The sequence below is a fragment of the Acinetobacter sp. YH01006 genome (assembly GCF_013420445.1).
In the GTDB taxonomy this organism is placed as follows: domain Bacteria; phylum Pseudomonadota; class Gammaproteobacteria; order Pseudomonadales; family Moraxellaceae; genus Acinetobacter; species Acinetobacter pseudolwoffii.
This window is the reverse complement of the sequence record NZ_VOYB01000007.1, coordinates 24815-42423: the sequence shown is the minus strand read 5'-3', so window position 1 is coordinate 42423 and position 17609 is coordinate 24815. Positions and strand designations below refer to the sequence as shown.

Below are 17609 nucleotides of genomic sequence, written 5' to 3'. Positions count from 1 at the left end.
AAAATTGACAAATATCCTAGCATAATTCTTGGCTAGGTTGATTAAGCAGTTTGTATCATATTTCTAAGCTAAAAAATGCACCCGTGGGTGCATTTTTTCTTTGCGATTTGTAGACTTAACGGCTCGAAAGCTGCTGCTGATCATCTTCATAGACTGGCGTATGTTCGATACAACGGCGTTTTGCCAAGGCACGCTCTGCACGACGGTCTTCACGCAATAATAAGAAAGTGACCACCATCATGACTGCTGTCAATGCACTCAGATAACTATAGGTCATTGGCAGATCAAACCAGGCTTGTGTGCCTACACGAATCATCTCAATCAAGCCCCAGACCAACATCCCGGCTGCCATAAAACTCAACCAGCGACGATAAGGCGAGAAGAACACAGCAACTACAGCTGCAGCGACTAAACTGAAGCCCACGATCGTTGCTAAATTCGCTGTTACCATATAAACCCCTCCATCCAAATAGATAGTTTGCCTGTTTGATATTGCAACGGTTCTATCTATTGAATTTCGTTCAATCAATAAAATGGAATCTGTTGATTTGTATCTCTATGCCTGCATTATGCTGAGTTTTTTGCATAAAAAAAGTCCTGTGATCTGGTCTCACGACATACTTTGTCGCGATATTATATTGTCATTACATTTTTTGCTTTTGGCATTTTTGTGGATCAATGACTGCGTCAATGTTGGCGTGTCATTACAAAATTATCAGGGCTGTTATTGACTGAAAAAATTATTTTTCCGTTTAAGATGATCGATGTTTTTATAGTCAACCTTCTCTGCTGGCTTGGTCACCCTGGTTCAAAGGCAATCAAAAAACGCGACCCTGAGGTCGCGTTTATATCTATCCAAACGAGTGTTTATGCCTGATTCAGGTCTTTATCGTGTACCCCGAGCAGATACAGCACGCCATCCAGACCGACACTGGAAATCGCCTGCGTGGCATTTTGACGCACCAGTGGCTTGGCACGGAAAGCCACACCGAGTCCTGCAATCGATAACATTGGCAAGTCATTGGCACCATCACCGACTGCAATGGTCTGTTCCAGGGAAATTCCCATCTCTTTGGCAATTTCGCCAAGCAATAAAGCTTTACGCGCGCCATCAACAATATGACCTTTGACTTCACCCGTGACTACACCATCCTGAACATCAAGCGCATTGGCATGCACTTCATCAATATCCAGTTTGCCTTGCAGATATTCGGCAAAGTACTGAAAACCACCCGACAGAATTGCAGTACGGTAACCCAATGCTTTCAAAGTCGAAATCAGGCGTTCAGCACCCTCGGTAATGGTCAGGCGCTCGGCAATTTTCGGCAGTACCGATGCGTCCATGCCTTTTAACAAGGCGACACGCGCCCGGAAACTTTGCTGGAAATCCAGTTCGCCTTGCATGGCACGTTCGGTGATTTCAGCAACCTGCGCACCGACTCCTGCTTCAATCGCCAGTTCATCAATCACTTCCTGTTCGATCAGGGTCGAGTCCATATCAAAACAGACCAGACGGCGGTTACGGCGATAGGCATTGTCTTCCTGAACCGCAACATCGACATTCAGTTCACTGGACAAACGCAAACAGGCAGCACGCATGGCTGCGGCATCCAGCATTTGTCCTTTTAAACCAAATTCGATACAGGCACGTTTCGGACCGGTACTGCTGCCATCCAGGGCCGGACGGCCAGACAGACGGGTTACGGTTTCAATATTAAAACCCTGAGCCGAGACAATCTGGGTCACGGCCTGCAAATGAGAGGCATTTAATTCAGGGGCCAATGCCGTTACGATATAACGTGTGCGCCCACCCTCTTTGACCCACTGATCATATTCAGTCGCAGAGATCGGTTTAAAGCGCACAGTTAACCCGATATCATGTGCTAGAATCAGGATTTCCTTCATGGCTAATGCTGTCGCCGTTTGGTCATCAGACGCTACAACAATACCTAAGGTTAACTGATTATGAATAACCGCTTGCCCCACATCTAAAATCTGTAGGGAATGGGCGGACAAAACCTGCATTAATCGTGTAAATTGATTAGGCTGGTCAGGTCCTAAAAATGATATAAGAATGATTTCTCGCATGAATTGACTCGGGTCTGAGCTACAACTATTGTTAGAATCATAATCGAAATTGAACAGAATTGCCTTGGAAGTTTACGTTGAATGCGCCTAGACAAGGGCTATTTGCTAGCCTATTGATTGTAAGTTTTGCTCTGCATACCTTTTTACTGGTATTGGCAACCACTCACCAACTGAATGAAAACCGCACCAGTCAGGGGCAGCTGATCACCAGTCAACTGGTGACAGACAGCCTGTCCGAGCTGGAACCCGCCAATCGTGTTTCCCTGGCTTTGCTGGCAAATCGTTATGCGACCAACCCGAGTGTGGCTTCGATTCGAATTCTGGATGCGAAAGGTCAGGTTTTAGCCACCGGCGGACTGACCAAAACTCGCGATGGTGAAGTTTTTGTCCGTGATGCACTGCAAAACGAGAAAAAAGTCGGTCTGATTGAAATCACCCTGATTGAGCCAAGTATGGGTGAAATTCTGCGGACGCAATGGCTGGCGATTCTGTTCTCTTTCATTATTCATGCTTTGATTTGGGTGGCGTACCGCGCGATCGCGCGTCCTAGCCGAACCGAATATCTGGCACGCATTAACAATGAATCCCGTTTAAAATTCGAGATTCAGACCCTGACCCAAGCTCTGGAACAGGAAAAGCACAATGCTGCGCTGGCCATTGCCCAAGCCCAGCAGGCAGTAAAAAATAAAGCCAAAGAAAAAGAACATAAGCCAGCTGTACTAGAAAGCGATAGCCTGAGCTTGAATATCCAGTTCTATGATCCAAAACAGTTACTCGATAGCGTGAATAAAACCGTATCGGTGCCTTATTTCAACCTGTGTCAGATTTTCCTGAATAAAGCCACTGAACTCTGTGTGCAGCGCTACAAACTGAATGGCAGTGATATTAGTACTGTGCATAAATTTGATGAAAAAGGTGCCACTATCAGCATTGCGGCAGACAAGCCAAATGCCTTGGCCTGCCTGACCATGATCAGTGCGGTATTCCAGTTACTCTCGGAGGTACTGTATAAACGCTATCGTGAAGAAAAACGTTTTGTACTGCAAACCCGTAGTGCAATTGCGTCTAAAGTCGAGGAGATGCAGCTCAGCTCGGTGCAGGCCTCTGAGCGTCTTAGCCAGCACCTGGTCGCAAAAGAAAGTGCCTTACATGTCCCGAATAGCTTGCTGAAAGATGTGAGCGAACATTTCCAGCTGGTCAGTATGCCGAACCCAACCAATGTCCTGACCCGTCATGCCTTTGTGGTAAATGGCATGGATGCAGAAACGGCTGAACTGGCACAGACTTTTAGAACCGAGATTTTAAAATCCAAACAGTCCAAAGCCTCATAAAGGTTGTACAGTACAAAGCCCGACTTTAAATCGGGCTTTTTTATGCGCAGAATTTTTAAGCTGTTACTCGTCAAGTTCTATTATTCAGCGCCTTGCAGCAATTAAAATCACTGCCGCATTTTAAAATTCTAGCTGTCTGTATCCAGATTTTGCTTTGGCTCTAATGTCGTTACCCTGCTTTTGGCTGCCCAATAGGTGGCCAGAGCTGGCCCTGAAATATTGTGCCATAAGCTAAAGATTGCACTGGGCAAAGCCGTAAGTGGAGAAGCTGCAAAATGGGTCGCAGCCAAAGCCACACCCAGACCCGAATTCTGCATTCCCACCTCAATCGATACCGCACGACAGTCTATTTCCGCCAGCTTAAAGATACGACTGGCCCAATAACCCAGCAAATAACCGAGACCATTATGCAAGGCCACAATCCCCAAGATCAGTAGTCCAGATTGCAAAATCTGAGCTTTGCTGCCGGCAATAATTGCTGCCACAATCGCGACAATGGCAATCACAGAAATCAGCGGCATCACCTGAATATAGGCATTTACTTTTTGCTTGAGCAGACTCCGTACAATCAAGCCCAGAAGAATTGGAAATAGCACCACTTGTAGAATCGACACCAGCATGGATAAGGCATTGATCTCGATCCATTGGCTGGCCAAGAGATAAAAAATCGCAGGGGTCAAAATCGGAGCCAATAAGGTTGAGACGGAAGTACAGGCCACAGACAGAGCAGTATTGCCTTTGGCCATATAGGTAATGACATTGGAGGCAGTACCACCCGGACAGCAACCGACCAGTATCACCCCGATCGCAATTTCCGGCGGCAACTGGAACAATTGACACAAGAGAAAAGCCAGACCCGGCATCACTACAAACTGAGCCACGACCCCAATCCCGACAGCTTTCGGACTTTGTAGCACACTTTTAAAATCGCCTACGGTCATGGTCATGCCCATACCAAACATGATGATGCCCAGCATCCATGGAATATAAGCGCGTAACCAGACAAAGCCCTCGGGCAGCATTAAGGCAATGCCGGAAAACAGCAGCACCCATAAAGCAAAGGTTTTTTGGACAAATTGGCTAAACTGGAGCAAGGCTGACATGGGGTTCATCCAGGGGTACAAAGGGAGAATAATAACAAGATAAAACAGGCATCTCTCAATACCAGAAATCTGAAGATTTAAATGCGCCGAAGATCAAATAAATATCCGAAGCGCATCATGATAAAATTTTAAACCGGCTGAACGATATCTTTGGTATAGATGCGTTTTACCCCATGCGCCAGCATATCTTGCCAGGCATGTTGCAAGGAACCATTCAGATCAATGCCCTTGCTGGCATCGGCAATGACATAGGTCTTAAAGCCCAGTTTGCAGGCATCGATGGCGGTCCAAGCCACACAGAAATCGGTAGCAATCCCAACCACAAATACCGTATCAATACCACGTTCACGCAGATAGCCGGCCAAACCGGTTGTGGTTTTCTGATCTGCTTCCATAAAGGCGGAATAACTGTCAATCCGGGAATCAAAACCCTTGCGGATAATCAGTTGCGCTTGCGGTAAATTTAAATCCGGATGCAACTCGGCATCTACTGTCCCCTGCACACAATGCTTTGGCCATAAAACCTGAGTGCCATAATCCAGCTGAATGCTGTCATAAGCCGCTTTAGCGGGGTGATTGTCTGCAAAAGAAATATGGTTTTCTGGATGCCAGTCCTGCGTCAGGATAATATTTTGAAAATACTGCCCCAATAAATTGATATTGGGGATAATCTGGTCAGCATTGGCCACTGCCAGATTACCCCCTGGGGTAAATCCTCTTTGTACATCTACGACCAGCAAAGCGATATTATTTTGCATGTATTTTCATCCATTGAAATCTCGATTTATGTCCAAGCATAGCGCAAATTGTTATCGGATTTTTAGAGCGGCTGCTAAAAACCCTGTGACTGCATATTCTGATTCTGCCTGTTTTTAACCGCACTGCGGATCTGATTCCTTGAATTTTAAACACAAAAAAGCCTGCAAAAGCAGTAATGCCAGTCAGTTAAGAAATTGACTGGCATTTTCTTGGATATTTTTGTGCTTTAATTTTCACTACTCGCGGACATTGCCTTTGCCTTTTTTCAGGTAATACAAATATTTTAGATTGTTCAAATAATTGCGCTAAATGTTTGGGTAGGTTTCCTGCTGATTCTAAAGGTGTGTGCCTTAAGATATTGATAATACTCATGGATGCAATATGGAAACTGATCCTTAAAGGACTCACCTTTGCATGTTCAGCGATAAACCTCATCTGTCTTCTTAAGATATTATAAGCAATAAATACTCCCCACAATTCTTGATAGACCAAATCAGGTTGTCTGCTTCTTAAAATCCTTGCATCCTGTAAATCACTTTTAATTTCCCGATAACACATTTCTATTTCCCAACGCTGGATATAAAGCATTGCAAGGTCTTTGAATGGATAAACTTTAGAATCTGTTAATGATGTAATGTAACGTCTTATTTTCCCTGCATATTCAACTTCAATTAAACGTGCTTCCCAATAGTCACCCAATGACGGATTTATCTTTTTTGCTCTTGCTGAAACAGGCATTTTGATCTGAAAGTCATGGGCCGCATTATGATGAATCACTTCATAACGTAGGTTGTCCTTTGCTCGCATCAACCAATGACTCTCTTCTGCCTGAGATTGCCAACTCACTAAAAAATCAGCAGAGAAGTAAGCACGATCAAATAGGGTAATACTGCGAACTGGTGCTTTTAATTGACTGGCTAAGGTTAATTCACCTTGATCCATACTGCCCATTTGGGCATCAATCATTTCATGGGTATTGGTATTCACCAGACAAGTCGCTCTGACTTGTGGGTAAGGTGCAGCTGCTGTTTTGCCTTTGGATGAACCAAAGTGCTTAAAGTTTTCTTCTGTATGAGGCATAGACCAAACCACACCATCTACAGCACAAACGCATAGACCGTGAAAGCTGCTATATTGTTGTTGTGAGTCTTTAAACCATGCCTGACTTAATGTCGAAAATAAAGCACTCATGGGTTCTAAGCCTAAGCGCTGTCTTGCTTGTACGGATGCACTCGGTACACAGTAATTCTGCCGTACCGAAAACAAGTTGCAATTGTTGAACCACATACCAAATCGGCTGATTTCGAAATAGAGCAAGTCCGATTACCAGCCAAACAACATGTTCAGCAGGCAGTTTTCTTTTTCGAATTGATGCTTTACCTGTTTGGTCTAAGCAATCTTCAATCCAGTTTAAATCAATCAATTCACTGAATTGTGAAAGTGAAGGTAGGGTTTGTTTTAATGTTAAATCTAGATTCTGAGATAAATTCATAAAAAAAGAGCGTATTTACATACGCTCTTTTTACAGCATTTTAACTTTTTTTGCTTAACTGACTGGCATTACTGCAAAAGCAGGCTTTTTCAAATCTTGGCCTATTACACTTTGGTACGGTTCACCAGGAACAGCATACACAGTGCAGAAATGATGATACATGGGATTGCGGCTGTAATTACCCCTGCGGCACCAAAACCTGCCACCAGGAGCTGACCTGCGATGACTGGGCCTAGCATGGCACCAATACGACCGACTGCAGAAGCAACACCGACACCGGTACCGCGCACTTCTGTTGGATACACGATACTACCGAAGGCATAAAGTACACCCTGACAGCCAATTACGAAGGCACCTGCCAATGCTGCTGCCATATACATCTGGTTCAGTGAGCTTGCACCATTTAGTGCCAATAGACCTGCAAGAATACCGCCGTACATCAACAGGATCACATACGCTTTTTTCCAGCGATCGGTCAGCATACCCAGGATAATTGTACCAATCGTCGCCGTGACCATGAAGTAGAACTGTGCGGTTGAACCATCCTTACGGCTAAAGCCAAGTTCCATAAACAATGAGGGTAACCAGCTCAGCATGATGTAAACCACCATCAGCGTAAAGAAGTAGCTGATCCAGATGCACATGGTACGTAACAGGTTGTCCGAATTAAACAGGTCCTTAAATGAACCTTGTGGTGCAACGGCAAGTTCTGCTGCAGTTTTGTTCTGTGTTTTCAGGTATTCCTTCGATTCAGGCAAAAATAGCATCATCAATGGAATTGCAAAAATCGGTAACAAGCCGCCCAGATAGAAAACATTTTTCCAGTTGGCACCAAATTCAGTCGCAGCAATTAAAGATAAAATCGCAGCACCCACAGGCATACCGCAATACATCAAGCCGACTGCACGACCACGATTTTGCGGCGATACCGCTTCAGAAGCGAGTGTGATGAGAATCGGCATCGCACCGCCCAGACCTGCTCCGGCCAGAAAACGTACTGCCAGCAGACTGTTAAAGCTATTGACCCAAACTGTACATAAAGTGAATATGGCAAATGTTGCTGTCGACCAGATCAACACTTTCTTACGGCCGATACGGTCTGCAAATCGACCGCCGATCAGTGCACCGGGTAATAAACCCAGAATCCCTGCACTAAAAAACACACCCAACTGGGAACTATCGAGACCGAAGTGTTCACGCACACCGGCTGCAGCAATACCAGCAGCCTGAATATCCAAGCCTTCAATCACCGCTATCAGAAAACAGATGGCGACCGTGACGATAGCATGCTTATTGTCTGATTTTTCCATTGGATTATCCTTGTTCAATCAGCGTTACAAAAGAAAGACCATCATCTATGAGCCTGAGCGCAGAAATAACTATCAATAAGTTGAACGTTTTACTTGGATATCCCCACAGCAGCTGAAGCAGCTCCATGCAATAGACCTTGAGATAAAGTCGCAAAAGCAATTAATCAAAAAGTTTTAAAATTCACAATTTATGCTTTAAGACTTATACATCAAGTTAAAAAACCAACCGATTAGAAAAATATTATGCAATTCATTGATATTAAAAAAAGATTAATAGATTCAATTTTTCAACCTGTTTACATCAGCTTAGCCTCCAGACAAAGATGTTTTACATATAGATTCATCCAATAAAAATATTAATTCAGCAGCTAAAAACAACGAAATTCACGACTTGGCCGAGATTTTTACTCAAATCGAGCTAATTTTGCAGACAAAATTCCATAATATCTTGCTGAGCCGGGACTTAAGTCGCAGTTTGACCACAGTATTTCGCCGGATAAATCATCTAATTTATTACTTGATTGTTTTCAAAAGGCTTTGTATAAAGAATTGAGTGGCTTTGACTAAAGCATATTGTTCTTATGCGTTTGATCAGTCATAATTTGCATAAGCAATCTTCAATTCAGCGCAAGTCCATTGAATTTGCTATAAATCAAAATACAAATCCATCCCAATTTATGTTTTCTCATTCCTTTCGGATGGACAAATAGGATAGTTTTTTAAAATGACTCAGCAAGCACAGACCATTCAAGGTTCCATAGTCGCAATCGTCACCCCTATGTTTGAAGATGGCAGCGTAGATTGGAAGGGTCTCGAGAAGCTGGTTGAATGGCATATTGCAGAGGGCACCAACAGTATTGTTGCCGTTGGAACGACAGGCGAAGCCTCGACCCTGAGCATGAGTGAACACACCCAGGTGATCAAAGAAATCATTCGTGTGGCCAACAAACGTATTCCTATTATTGCCGGCACAGGCGCAAACTCGACCCGTGAAGCCATCCAACTTACCCGTGAAGCCAAAGAGCTCGGCGCCGATGCTGCTCTTCTGGTGACGCCTTATTATAACAAACCGACCCAGGAAGGCTTGTACCAGCATTATAAAGCTGTGGCTGAAGCGGTCGATCTTCCGCAGATTCTGTATAATGTCCCTGGCCGTACCGGTGTCGACATGCTGAATGAAACCGTGATTCGTCTGGCCGATATTCCACAAATCGTCGGGATTAAAGATGCGACGGGTGATGTACCGCGTGGTGCTGAACTCTTGCAAGGTCTGAAAGACAAAGACATGGTGGTCTACTCAGGTGATGATGCAACGGCATATCAGCTGATGGGTCATGGCGCCAAAGGCAATATCTCGGTCACAGCGAATGTGGCTCCGAAAGCCATGAGTGAAGTGTGTGCCGCTGCCATTACAGGTAATGCTACAGACGCTGAACAGTTAAATGCTCAGGTTGCAAATTTACACAATATTTTATTTTGCGAATCAAACCCAATTCCTGTGAAATGGGCACTCCATGACATGGGCTTAATTGGTACTGGCATTCGCCTTCCATTAACACCACTTGCAGAACAATATCGCGCTCCGCTTCATGAAGCACTGGTCGAAGCGGGCGTTATTAAATAAAAGAGCACAAGATTATGCAATTACGTTTAGGACTTAGCCTTACACTTTCAGTATTCAGTTTGGCAGGTTGTAGTTCAATGGCCTTTAATAACGGCACTTTAGACTATAAAGAAACTACAACTCTGGACGCTTTACAATATCCTGAAGGCGCCATGGTACGTCCTGCAACGCCATTGTATCCTGCTCCAACAGTCGATCCGCTTGCAATTGAAAATGCACCGAAGCTTGAAAACCAGCGTGGCAACCGTTTTGCCTTGCCACGCCCTCAGGCCCAGACTGAGAACACCGCTCAAGCTGAGCTGACTGAAAGCAATGCTGTTGGTAAACCACAGTTGGTCACAGACGGAAATCTTAATCCGCTGCTTAAAATTGACGGAAATTCTGCTACAATTTGGCAATATACGCTTGCCACCCTCAGCAGCCTGAATCATAGCATCGTTGCGCAGAATAAAAACCGTTACGAAGTCACGATTCGGGTCGACCAGCAAACCTATGTATTAAGATTATCTTCTGTCGGTTCAAGTAATAACCTCGCTGTGTTCAATGCCGATAACAGTTTTGCCGACCGTGAAAAAGCCGCAGAACTGCTCAACCAGATTTACCAAAATTGGCCAGCCTAGACATTTCTAGGCATTTTTTTTTGTAAAAGGTTCCCTCATGTTAAAACAAACCTTGCTCTATACTGGTAAAGCGAAATCTGTCTACACCACAGACAGTTCAGACCATCTGATTTTAGTCTTTCGAGATGATGCCTCTGCATTCAATGGCGAAAAAATCGAGCAACTAGATCGTAAAGGCAAGGTGAACAACCGTTTTAACGCCTTCATCATGGAAAAGCTGGCAGAAGCGGGTATTGAAACTCACTTTGAAAAGCTGCTGACTCCAAATGAAGTGCTGGTGAAAAAACTGGATATGATCCCGGTTGAATGTGTGATTCGTAACTATGCAGCAGGTTCTTTATGCCGCCGTTTAGGTGTTGAAGAAGGTAAAGAACTGACTCCATCTACATTCGAATTGTTCTTTAAAGACGATGCGCTTGGCGATCCAATGGTCAATGAATCGCAAGCGATTGCTTTAGGTTGGGCGACTGCTGAGCAACTGGAAAAAATGAAAGAATTGACTTACCAAGTCAATGACGTGCTAAAAGCATTGTTTGATGCCGGCAACATGATTCTGGTCGACTTCAAACTTGAATTCGGTGTATTCCATGACCGTATCGTTTTGGGTGATGAATTCTCTCCAGACGGTTGCCGTCTATGGGACAAAGACACCAAGAAAAAACTGGACAAAGACCGTTTCCGTCAAGGTTTAGGCGGTGTAGTTGAAGCCTATGAAGAAGTTGCGGGTCGTTTAGGTATTAACCTCGACAACATCTAATGGCATAGTCCATTGCTTCAAAAAAACCGAGCTCAACAGCTCGGTTTTTTTATCCCTGATTTTTTGTGGCTGGGCCAGATTGACCTTTTAAGCTTTAATCGAAAAAACAAATATTACAGATGAAAATGATCGTTTTTACATTGGAAAGCCTATGGCTTAATATCATCACATACCAGGCAAATCAGTGAGCTGATTGATTTAACTCAAGGTTTGCCGACCAGATTGATCGCCTACCCTCTAGGATGTTCTCTCCCTTGAAAAAACATCCTAATTTATGCCCAATTCGCCTTGAATTGGGCTTTTTTTTGCCTGAGTTTAATCTATTTGTGTACTGATATTATTGCTGCTGTTGCTGTTGTTGCCAACGGCGTTGCTGTAAGCGCTCTCCTTCAACTTCACGTTTATTGCGTGCCGACTCATACAGTTTGGTATCTTTCAGTTCTGGCGGCATATAGTCTTGCAGCACAAAATGCTCAGGATAATGATGCGGATACAGATAATCCACCCCGTAGCCCTGTTCTTTCATCAGCTTGGTCGGTGCATTTCTCAAATGCAAAGGCACCGGCAAATTCGAGGTTTTATCTGCAAGCTCCATCGCCTTGTTAATTGCCAGATAGGTGCTGTTACTTTTGGCACTGGTGGCTAAATACACTGCACATTGTCCTAAAATAATCCGGCATTCCGGCATGCCGACGGCCTGCACCGAACGGAAACATTCACCCGCCAGCAATAAGGCATTCGGATTGGAATTACCGATATCTTCAGAAGCTGCAATCAGCATACGGCGGGCAATAAATACCGGATCTTCACCGCCTTTGAGCATGCGTGCCATCCAGTACAGCGCTGCATCGGGATCACTGCCGCGAATTGATTTTATAAAAGCCGAGACCAGATCATAATGCTGTTCACCGGACTTGTCATAACGGGCAATATTTTGCTGTGCCACTTTCACCACCCCTGCATTGGTGATGATATTTTCCATATCCGGTTCAAAAGTACTGGCAATCAGATCAAGTAAATTCAATGCTTTACGGGCATCACCTGCTGCGAACTGCACCAAGGCATCAAATTCTTCAATCAGGATATGTCGTTCCTGCAAAAAACGGTCATTTTGCAAGGCTTGTGTGAGCAGAGTCTGAATCGATTCCGCACTCAACGCATTCAGGCTATACACCTGACAACGTGACAATAAGGCACTATTCACTTCAAAAGACGGGTTTTCGGTAGTGGCACCAATTAAGGTAATTTTCCCTTTTTCGACCGCATTTAACAGTGCATCCTGCTGGGATTTATTAAAGCGGTGAATTTCATCAATAAACACCACTGGCGTCAGCAGATCACCACCATCGGCAATCACTTCACGCAGCTCTTTCACTCCGGTATTCAGGGCAGACAGACTGATAAAAGGCCGATCTACCGCTTGTGCCAACAGTAAGGCAATGGTGGTTTTTCCAACGCCGGGTGGTCCCCAGAAAATAATCGACGGTAGATGACCCTGATCAATCATCTGGCGTAAGGGCGCCTGTTCCCCCAGTAAATGTTCCTGCCCGATAATCTCTGCAAGGTCACGTGGTCTTAAGCGTTCTGGAAGCGGGATATGACTATCTGACATGTTATTATTGGCTCAAACTAAATTCTGATCTCATTCTAACACCAGCAGTTTTGATTCCAAGATTGCAAACATAAAGCATAAAAAATTAATTTATGTAGAAATCCTCTATTTTTTTAATTCTGAATGAATTAATCTTCATAAAAGCAAGTAATTTGAACATGATTAATTGTGAATTAATTACAGTGTAATTTTCATATTGTTTATTCTAATTAAAAGAAACTTATGTCGCCCCCCTGGGTATTTTTTGGGTTGTATTGGTGAATGCATGAAGCATGATAAATTTGAACAGGGAGCTGTGAGCCAGTCGCAACCTCTGCTGGCAACATCACTGAGTTCAACCCCTGTTCATCTGTCTGAATTAATTCAGCTTCAAAAACTGATTGATGCCTTACCCCAACCTCTCTGGGTCAGTAGCAAAACACATCTGCACTATTTTAACGCCGCCATGACCGATTATCTTGGTGTGAACCTGAATGAACCGGGCAATATATCGTGGCAGAGTTTCATTCATACCGAGGACTTACAGCTGTTTTCGAAGCTGTGGCATGCGGCACTGGATCAGCATCAGAATTTTGAAACCCAGTGCCGGATTAAACGCAGCGATACCCATTATCGTATGTGTACGCTGGCGGTAAAATTTCATCATGATCCGGAAGATGTGTTGCAGTGGGCGGTTTCACTGACGGATGTGCATGATTATTTTGAAATCCAGCAACAACTGTCTCAAATCGTTTCAACCCAGGAAAATATGCTGGATGCCAGCGCAGACTGCATCCATATTATCAGTCCTGAAGGTCAGATTCGGCATAGTAACCAGTCTGACGGTCTGACACCAGAAAGCGAAACAACAGCGCAAGATCAGGACAGTTCTTTGTCCTGGCTGAACCGTTTAGCACCTGAAGCCCGAAAATCTGCGCAACGTGCACTGAAACAGGCAGTCCTAGGCTTAAATAGCCGTTTTTCTAGCAAAACTCAGAGCAAAGACCAGCCAATCCAATATTGGGATCATCTGCTGACCCCGATTCTGGATCAGCACAATATTACCCAAAGCATCCTCTGTGTCTCACGCAATATCAGTCAGCAAAAAATTGCAGAAACCCGCTTAAAAGAAGCCATTAAACGAGATGAACTGACTGGTCTGTATAATCGCAGTACCTTCTATAAAACCTTTAAACAGGTGCTATTAAAAGCGCAACAACAGCAGACCAAGGCGGGTCTACTGCTGATTGATCTGGATTATTTCCGGCACATCAATGACACCTTGGGCCATATTGCTGGCGATCATCTACTCCATGTTCTGGGTCAGCGTTTCCAGGCCTGTTTCGGCCCGAATACCATTGTGGCCCGTTTGGGTGGAGATGAATTTGCGGTTCTGGTGAAAAATCTGGAAAGTGAAGAACAGCTGCTGGCCACGGCGCAACTGGCCTATAGCCAGCTGGATCAACCGATCAATTATATTGGCGACAGTATCAGCAGTGCCATGAGTATTGGCTGTGCTATCTATCCACGTGATGCATTAAATACTTCGAACCTGTTGAAATGTGCCGACATTGCCTTAAATGATCTGAAAAATAGTGGACGTGGTGGCATTCGCATGTTTAGTCAGGACATGTGCGGCTCACTGGAAAATATGACCAGGCAGCTGACCCTGGCACGCAAGATTATTCTGGCCGATCAGATCATTCCCTATTATCAGCCCAAAGTTCGTCTGTCTGATGGTGTGGTGATTGGTTTTGAAGCGCTGTTACGCTGGCAAGATCAGGATCAGCAGGTGCAACTGCCTTCCGAGATTTTTGGTGCCTTTCAGGACTATGAGCTGGCCTCACGTATCAGTGAAACCATGCAACTGAAAGTCTTTGCCGATATGAGTCGCTGGCAGGCCCAAGGACTGGATCTGTTACCGATTTCAATCAATGCTGCACCGGTTGAATTTTTGCGCGATGACTATGCTGAAAAAATGTTGGCCCGCCTGTCCAATTTTGATATTCCTGCGCATAAGGTGGAACTGGAAATTACCGAACAGAGTCTGTCCGAGCATGGTGCCAATTATGTGATCCGGGCCCTGAACCTGCTGAAACAGGCCGGAATCCAGATCTCACTGGATGATTTCGGCACCGGACATTCTTCACTAACCCGTTTACAAGACTATCCGGTGGATTGCATCAAAATTGACCGCAACTTCGTCGAGCGTATGAACAGTGACCCGTCCGCCTTGGCGATTGTCAAAGCCATTACCCAGATTGGCTCCAGCATTGCTTTGGATGTTCTGGTCGAAGGCATCGAAAATACCGAACAACTCGATACCCTGATCCATTGTGACTGTCAGATTGGACAAGGCTTTTATTTCTATCGTCCGATGGCCGGTGCTTCGGCTCAGGCCCTACTGCAGCCGGCAAATCAATAGGTACTTATCGCGGCAAATTAACGCACCCAACGCACGATATAGTCTTCGATGTCGTCTTCAGGAATGTCGGCTTCACTCAGGCAGCGCCCTGCTGCCGACTTGCGTGCCTGAATCACACTTTCCCGTGAACCGCTGATCAGATAATGCCAGGATGGCAGGCTTTTGCCCTGCTCGACCCGGCGATAAGCACAGCTTGAAGGCAACCAGTGAATCGTTTCCAATTTTTCTGGCGTGAGCTGAATACAGTCTGGCACATAGTGCAAACGCTCTGGATAATTGGAGCAACGCGCAGTCGTACAATCCAGCAGTTTGCAGGCCACTTTGGTATAAGCGACTTCCTGGGTATCTTCATCTTCCAGTTTAATCAGGCAACAGAGTCCGCAACCATCACACAAGGCTTCCCACTCGGCTTGCGTGAGTTCGGCAAGGCCATAGTTTTTCCAAAATTCGGGACGTAAAGTATCGGTCATGATCAGGTCGGCGCACTCAAAAATCAGCTGATTATAGCAGCCCAAACCGCGCAGACCTACCGCTCAAATTCTTATTACCATCACGTAAACTATTGTTAAATCATAGACAGTTCGTCAACAAAACACTAACAGTCGCTGGAATCGTTTATTTCTATACTAAATTTGAAAATAAAAACACATGGAGAATATATATGTTTCGCTGGGCTATTATTTTTGCTGTTATTGCATTAATTGCGAGTCTACTTGGTTTCGGTGGAGTAGCAGGCTTATCTAAGGATTTTGCAATTATCTTGTTAGTAATTGCGGTGATTCTTGCGATCGTTGGATTTCTTTCCCGCGGTAAGGTCTAGATTCAGTTTAGATTGAGTCGAAGCAAGTATGATCCTTCGAAAAAAACAAGAGCCTTCTGGCTCTTGTTTTTTTATGGCTTTATTAAGCGAATATTAAGTTCAATATTCACTTAAGGTTTTAAATGACGCGGTCTAAAACCTGCCGCCAGCAAGGCCGCCAGATAGGCCACCACACCAATGACACACAAGATGAGTACTTCTGCGACACGCATCCATTGCGACACATCGGCATTATACCAACTTAAGGCATAAGCCAAAGCTGCGATCATCACCACATTGGCAAACATGAATTGCAGGAAGATTTTTTTCCAGTGCGGGCCAAAGCGGAAAATATGACGCTTATGCAGATAGTAATAAAGCAGGCCGGCATTCACCATGGCTGAACCGGTCGATGCCAGTGCCAGTGCCATATGTTCTGCTTCCCAGTCAATCAACTTGAAGATACCGATAAAAATCACGTTCAGGATTGCATTGGCAGCCACAGCCATCAGACCGACACGCACCGGTGTTTTGGTATCCTGCTGTGCATAGAAACCCGGGGCAAAGACTTTAATCAACATAAAGGCAATCACACCACCGCTCATACATTGCAGCGCCAGAGCCGTCATTTGGGTATCTTCAAAGCTGAACTGACCACGTTCAAACAGGGCCTGAATGATCGGGGTCGACAGCATAAACAAGGCAATACTGGCCGGTAAACCTGCCATTACAATCACTTTAGCGGCCCAGTCCATCATGCCGCGGAATTTTTCCGGATTCTGCTCGGTATGTCGTGCCGATAAAGATGGCAAAATGACAGTACCAATCGCTACACCAATCAGGCCAAGCGGCAACTCGGTCATGCGCTCGGCACTATACAGCCAGGACACCGAACCATCCTGCATAAATGAAGCCCAGATGGTATTCAGCAGCAGGTTAATCTGCGTGACGGATACACCAAATAAAGCCGGCAGCATCAACTTCATGATGCGATCCACGCCTTCATGCTTGAAGTCAATTTTAGGTGGAATCAGCAGGTTTTTACGCCACAGTTCAGGAATCTGAATCGCCAGCTGTAAAATACCGGCAATGATCACTGCCCAGCCCAGTGCCATAATCGGCTCTGCCATATGCGGAGTCAGCCAGAGCGCGCCAGCAATCATGGCCACATTGAGCAAGACCGGTGCAAAGGCCGGTGTACTAAAAGAACCATAACTGTTCAGAATACTGCTGGCAAAAGCCGTCAGTGACATGAACAGTAAATAAGGAATGGTCAGGCGGAACATGTCAGTCGCCAAGGCGAATTTCTCAGGATCGCTATGGAAACCGGGCGCATAGATATACATGATCAACGGTGCAGCAATCACTGCAAACATGGTCAGCAGACTCATTACCGTTGCCAGACAGCCAAATACCCGGCTAATCAGAATCTGCACTTCGGCATGGGTACGACTGGTTTTGTATTCGGTCAAAACCGGAATAAAGGCCTGTGAAAATGCCCCTTCGGCAAATAAGCGCCTGAAAAAGTTTGGAATACGAAATGCGACCACGAAGGTATCGAAGTCCTTACCCGCACCAAAGACATTCAGTAAAACAATATCTCGAACCAATCCCAGTACACGTGACAACATGGTCATCGCACTGACAATGACGGTCGAACGCCAAAGCGCCATCTTATTCACCTAATGTATAAATTTGTGGCTATTGTAA

Annotated in this window: 14 protein-coding genes and 1 pseudogene; 6 read left to right on the top strand and 9 right to left on the bottom strand. The window is 45.0% G+C overall.

What is annotated here, in order from left to right; genetic code table 11:
- Positions 1 to 115 precede the first annotated feature (115 nt).
- Positions 116 to 451 (bottom strand): ciprofloxacin tolerance protein AciT, encoded by a 336-nt coding sequence (gene aciT / locus FTT73_RS07940; RefSeq protein ID WP_074383829.1) that lies wholly within the window; start codon positions 449 to 451, stop codon positions 116 to 118.
- Positions 452 to 867: 416 nt separating this feature from the next.
- Positions 868 to 2088: a phosphoserine phosphatase SerB gene (gene serB / locus FTT73_RS07935; protein WP_180191250.1), complete on the bottom strand. Its 1221-nt coding sequence runs from the start codon at positions 2086 to 2088 to the stop codon at positions 868 to 870.
- Positions 2089 to 2165: 77 nt separating this feature from the next.
- On the opposite strand from serB, the gene FTT73_RS07930 reads away from it, so the two are divergent.
- Complete coding sequence (locus tag FTT73_RS07930; protein ID WP_005173336.1) at positions 2166 to 3419, top strand: hypothetical protein; 1254 nt, start codon at positions 2166 to 2168, stop codon at positions 3417 to 3419.
- 128 nt (positions 3420 to 3547) lie between these two features.
- Here FTT73_RS07930 and FTT73_RS07925 read toward each other — a convergent pair whose 3' ends face one another.
- From FTT73_RS07925 to mhpT, 4 genes and pseudogenes are all read right to left on the bottom strand, one after another.
- Complete coding sequence (locus tag FTT73_RS07925; protein ID WP_074383826.1) at positions 3548 to 4522, bottom strand: bile acid:sodium symporter family protein; 975 nt, start codon at positions 4520 to 4522, stop codon at positions 3548 to 3550.
- Between the two features lie 128 nt (positions 4523 to 4650).
- Entirely contained in the window at positions 4651 to 5280 is a 630-nt protein-coding gene (gene pncA, locus FTT73_RS07920) for a bifunctional nicotinamidase/pyrazinamidase (protein ID WP_005173338.1), read from the bottom strand.
- 187 nt (positions 5281 to 5467) lie between these two features.
- Positions 5468 to 6773 (bottom strand): annotated as a pseudogene (locus FTT73_RS07915) (IS4 family transposase).
- A 104-nt stretch (positions 6774 to 6877) separates the two neighbouring features.
- Positions 6878 to 8083, bottom strand: a complete 1206-nt coding sequence (gene mhpT / locus FTT73_RS07910) for a 3-(3-hydroxy-phenyl)propionate transporter MhpT (protein WP_005173339.1) — start codon at positions 8081 to 8083, stop codon at positions 6878 to 6880.
- Between the two features lie 724 nt (positions 8084 to 8807).
- Here mhpT and dapA point away from each other — a divergent pair.
- The 3 genes from dapA to purC are packed head-to-tail and all read left to right on the top strand — an operon-like array spanning position 8808 to position 11084.
- Complete coding sequence (dapA, locus tag FTT73_RS07905; protein WP_005173340.1) at positions 8808 to 9707, top strand: 4-hydroxy-tetrahydrodipicolinate synthase; 900 nt, start codon at positions 8808 to 8810, stop codon at positions 9705 to 9707.
- A 14-nt stretch (positions 9708 to 9721) separates the two neighbouring features.
- Entirely contained in the window at positions 9722 to 10327 is a 606-nt protein-coding gene (locus FTT73_RS07900) for a lipoprotein-34 precursor (NlpB) (protein WP_100329542.1), read from the top strand.
- A gap of 37 nt (positions 10328 to 10364) precedes the next feature.
- On the top strand, positions 10365 to 11084 hold the full coding sequence (gene purC / locus FTT73_RS07895; protein WP_005173343.1) for a phosphoribosylaminoimidazolesuccinocarboxamide synthase: 720 nt from the start codon (positions 10365 to 10367) through the stop codon (positions 11082 to 11084).
- A 337-nt stretch (positions 11085 to 11421) separates the two neighbouring features.
- Here the strand turns inward: purC and FTT73_RS07890 are convergent, their stop codons facing one another.
- Complete coding sequence (locus FTT73_RS07890) at positions 11422 to 12696, bottom strand: replication-associated recombination protein A (protein ID WP_005173345.1); 1275 nt, start codon at positions 12694 to 12696, stop codon at positions 11422 to 11424.
- A 265-nt stretch (positions 12697 to 12961) separates the two neighbouring features.
- Between FTT73_RS07890 and FTT73_RS07885 the strand changes: the two genes are divergently transcribed.
- Complete coding sequence (locus tag FTT73_RS07885) at positions 12962 to 15100, top strand: bifunctional diguanylate cyclase/phosphodiesterase (RefSeq protein WP_180191249.1); 2139 nt, start codon at positions 12962 to 12964, stop codon at positions 15098 to 15100.
- A gap of 17 nt (positions 15101 to 15117) precedes the next feature.
- Here FTT73_RS07885 and FTT73_RS07880 read toward each other — a convergent pair whose 3' ends face one another.
- Positions 15118 to 15573 carry a YcgN family cysteine cluster protein gene (locus FTT73_RS07880; RefSeq protein WP_171063370.1) on the bottom strand — a complete coding sequence of 152 codons (456 nt, stop codon included), beginning with the start codon at positions 15571 to 15573 and terminating at the stop codon, positions 15118 to 15120.
- A gap of 188 nt (positions 15574 to 15761) precedes the next feature.
- Between FTT73_RS07880 and FTT73_RS07875 the strand changes: the two genes are divergently transcribed.
- The gene (locus FTT73_RS07875; RefSeq protein ID WP_004647174.1) at positions 15762 to 15920 is read left to right on the top strand and encodes a DUF1328 domain-containing protein; all 159 of its coding nucleotides are present in this window, start codon (positions 15762 to 15764) and stop codon (positions 15918 to 15920) included.
- A gap of 110 nt (positions 15921 to 16030) precedes the next feature.
- Here the strand turns inward: FTT73_RS07875 and murJ are convergent, their stop codons facing one another.
- Positions 16031 to 17581 carry a murein biosynthesis integral membrane protein MurJ gene (gene murJ / locus FTT73_RS07870; protein ID WP_171502643.1) on the bottom strand — a complete coding sequence of 517 codons (1551 nt, stop codon included), beginning with the start codon at positions 17579 to 17581 and terminating at the stop codon, positions 16031 to 16033.
- Between the last annotated feature and the right edge of the window lie 28 nt (positions 17582 to 17609).

Coding starts and splice junctions, on each gene's coding strand:
- aciT (WP_074383829.1), bottom strand. CDS start 451: ATGGTAACAGCGAATTTAGCAACGATCGTGGGCTTCAGTTTAGTCGCT.
- serB (WP_180191250.1), bottom strand. CDS start 2,088: ATGCGAGAAATCATTCTTATATCATTTTTAGGACCTGACCAGCCTAAT.
- FTT73_RS07925 (WP_074383826.1), bottom strand. CDS start 4,522: ATGTCAGCCTTGCTCCAGTTTAGCCAATTTGTCCAAAAAACCTTTGCT.
- pncA (WP_005173338.1), bottom strand. CDS start 5,280: ATGCAAAATAATATCGCTTTGCTGGTCGTAGATGTACAAAGAGGATTT.
- mhpT (WP_005173339.1), bottom strand. CDS start 8,083: ATGGAAAAATCAGACAATAAGCATGCTATCGTCACGGTCGCCATCTGT.
- dapA (WP_005173340.1), top strand. CDS start 8,808: ATGACTCAGCAAGCACAGACCATTCAAGGTTCCATAGTCGCAATCGTC.
- FTT73_RS07900 (WP_100329542.1), top strand. CDS start 9,722: ATGCAATTACGTTTAGGACTTAGCCTTACACTTTCAGTATTCAGTTTG.
- purC (WP_005173343.1), top strand. CDS start 10,365: ATGTTAAAACAAACCTTGCTCTATACTGGTAAAGCGAAATCTGTCTAC.
- FTT73_RS07890 (WP_005173345.1), bottom strand. CDS start 12,696: ATGTCAGATAGTCATATCCCGCTTCCAGAACGCTTAAGACCACGTGAC.
- FTT73_RS07885 (WP_180191249.1), top strand. CDS start 12,962: ATGAAGCATGATAAATTTGAACAGGGAGCTGTGAGCCAGTCGCAACCT.
- FTT73_RS07875 (WP_004647174.1), top strand. CDS start 15,762: ATGTTTCGCTGGGCTATTATTTTTGCTGTTATTGCATTAATTGCGAGT.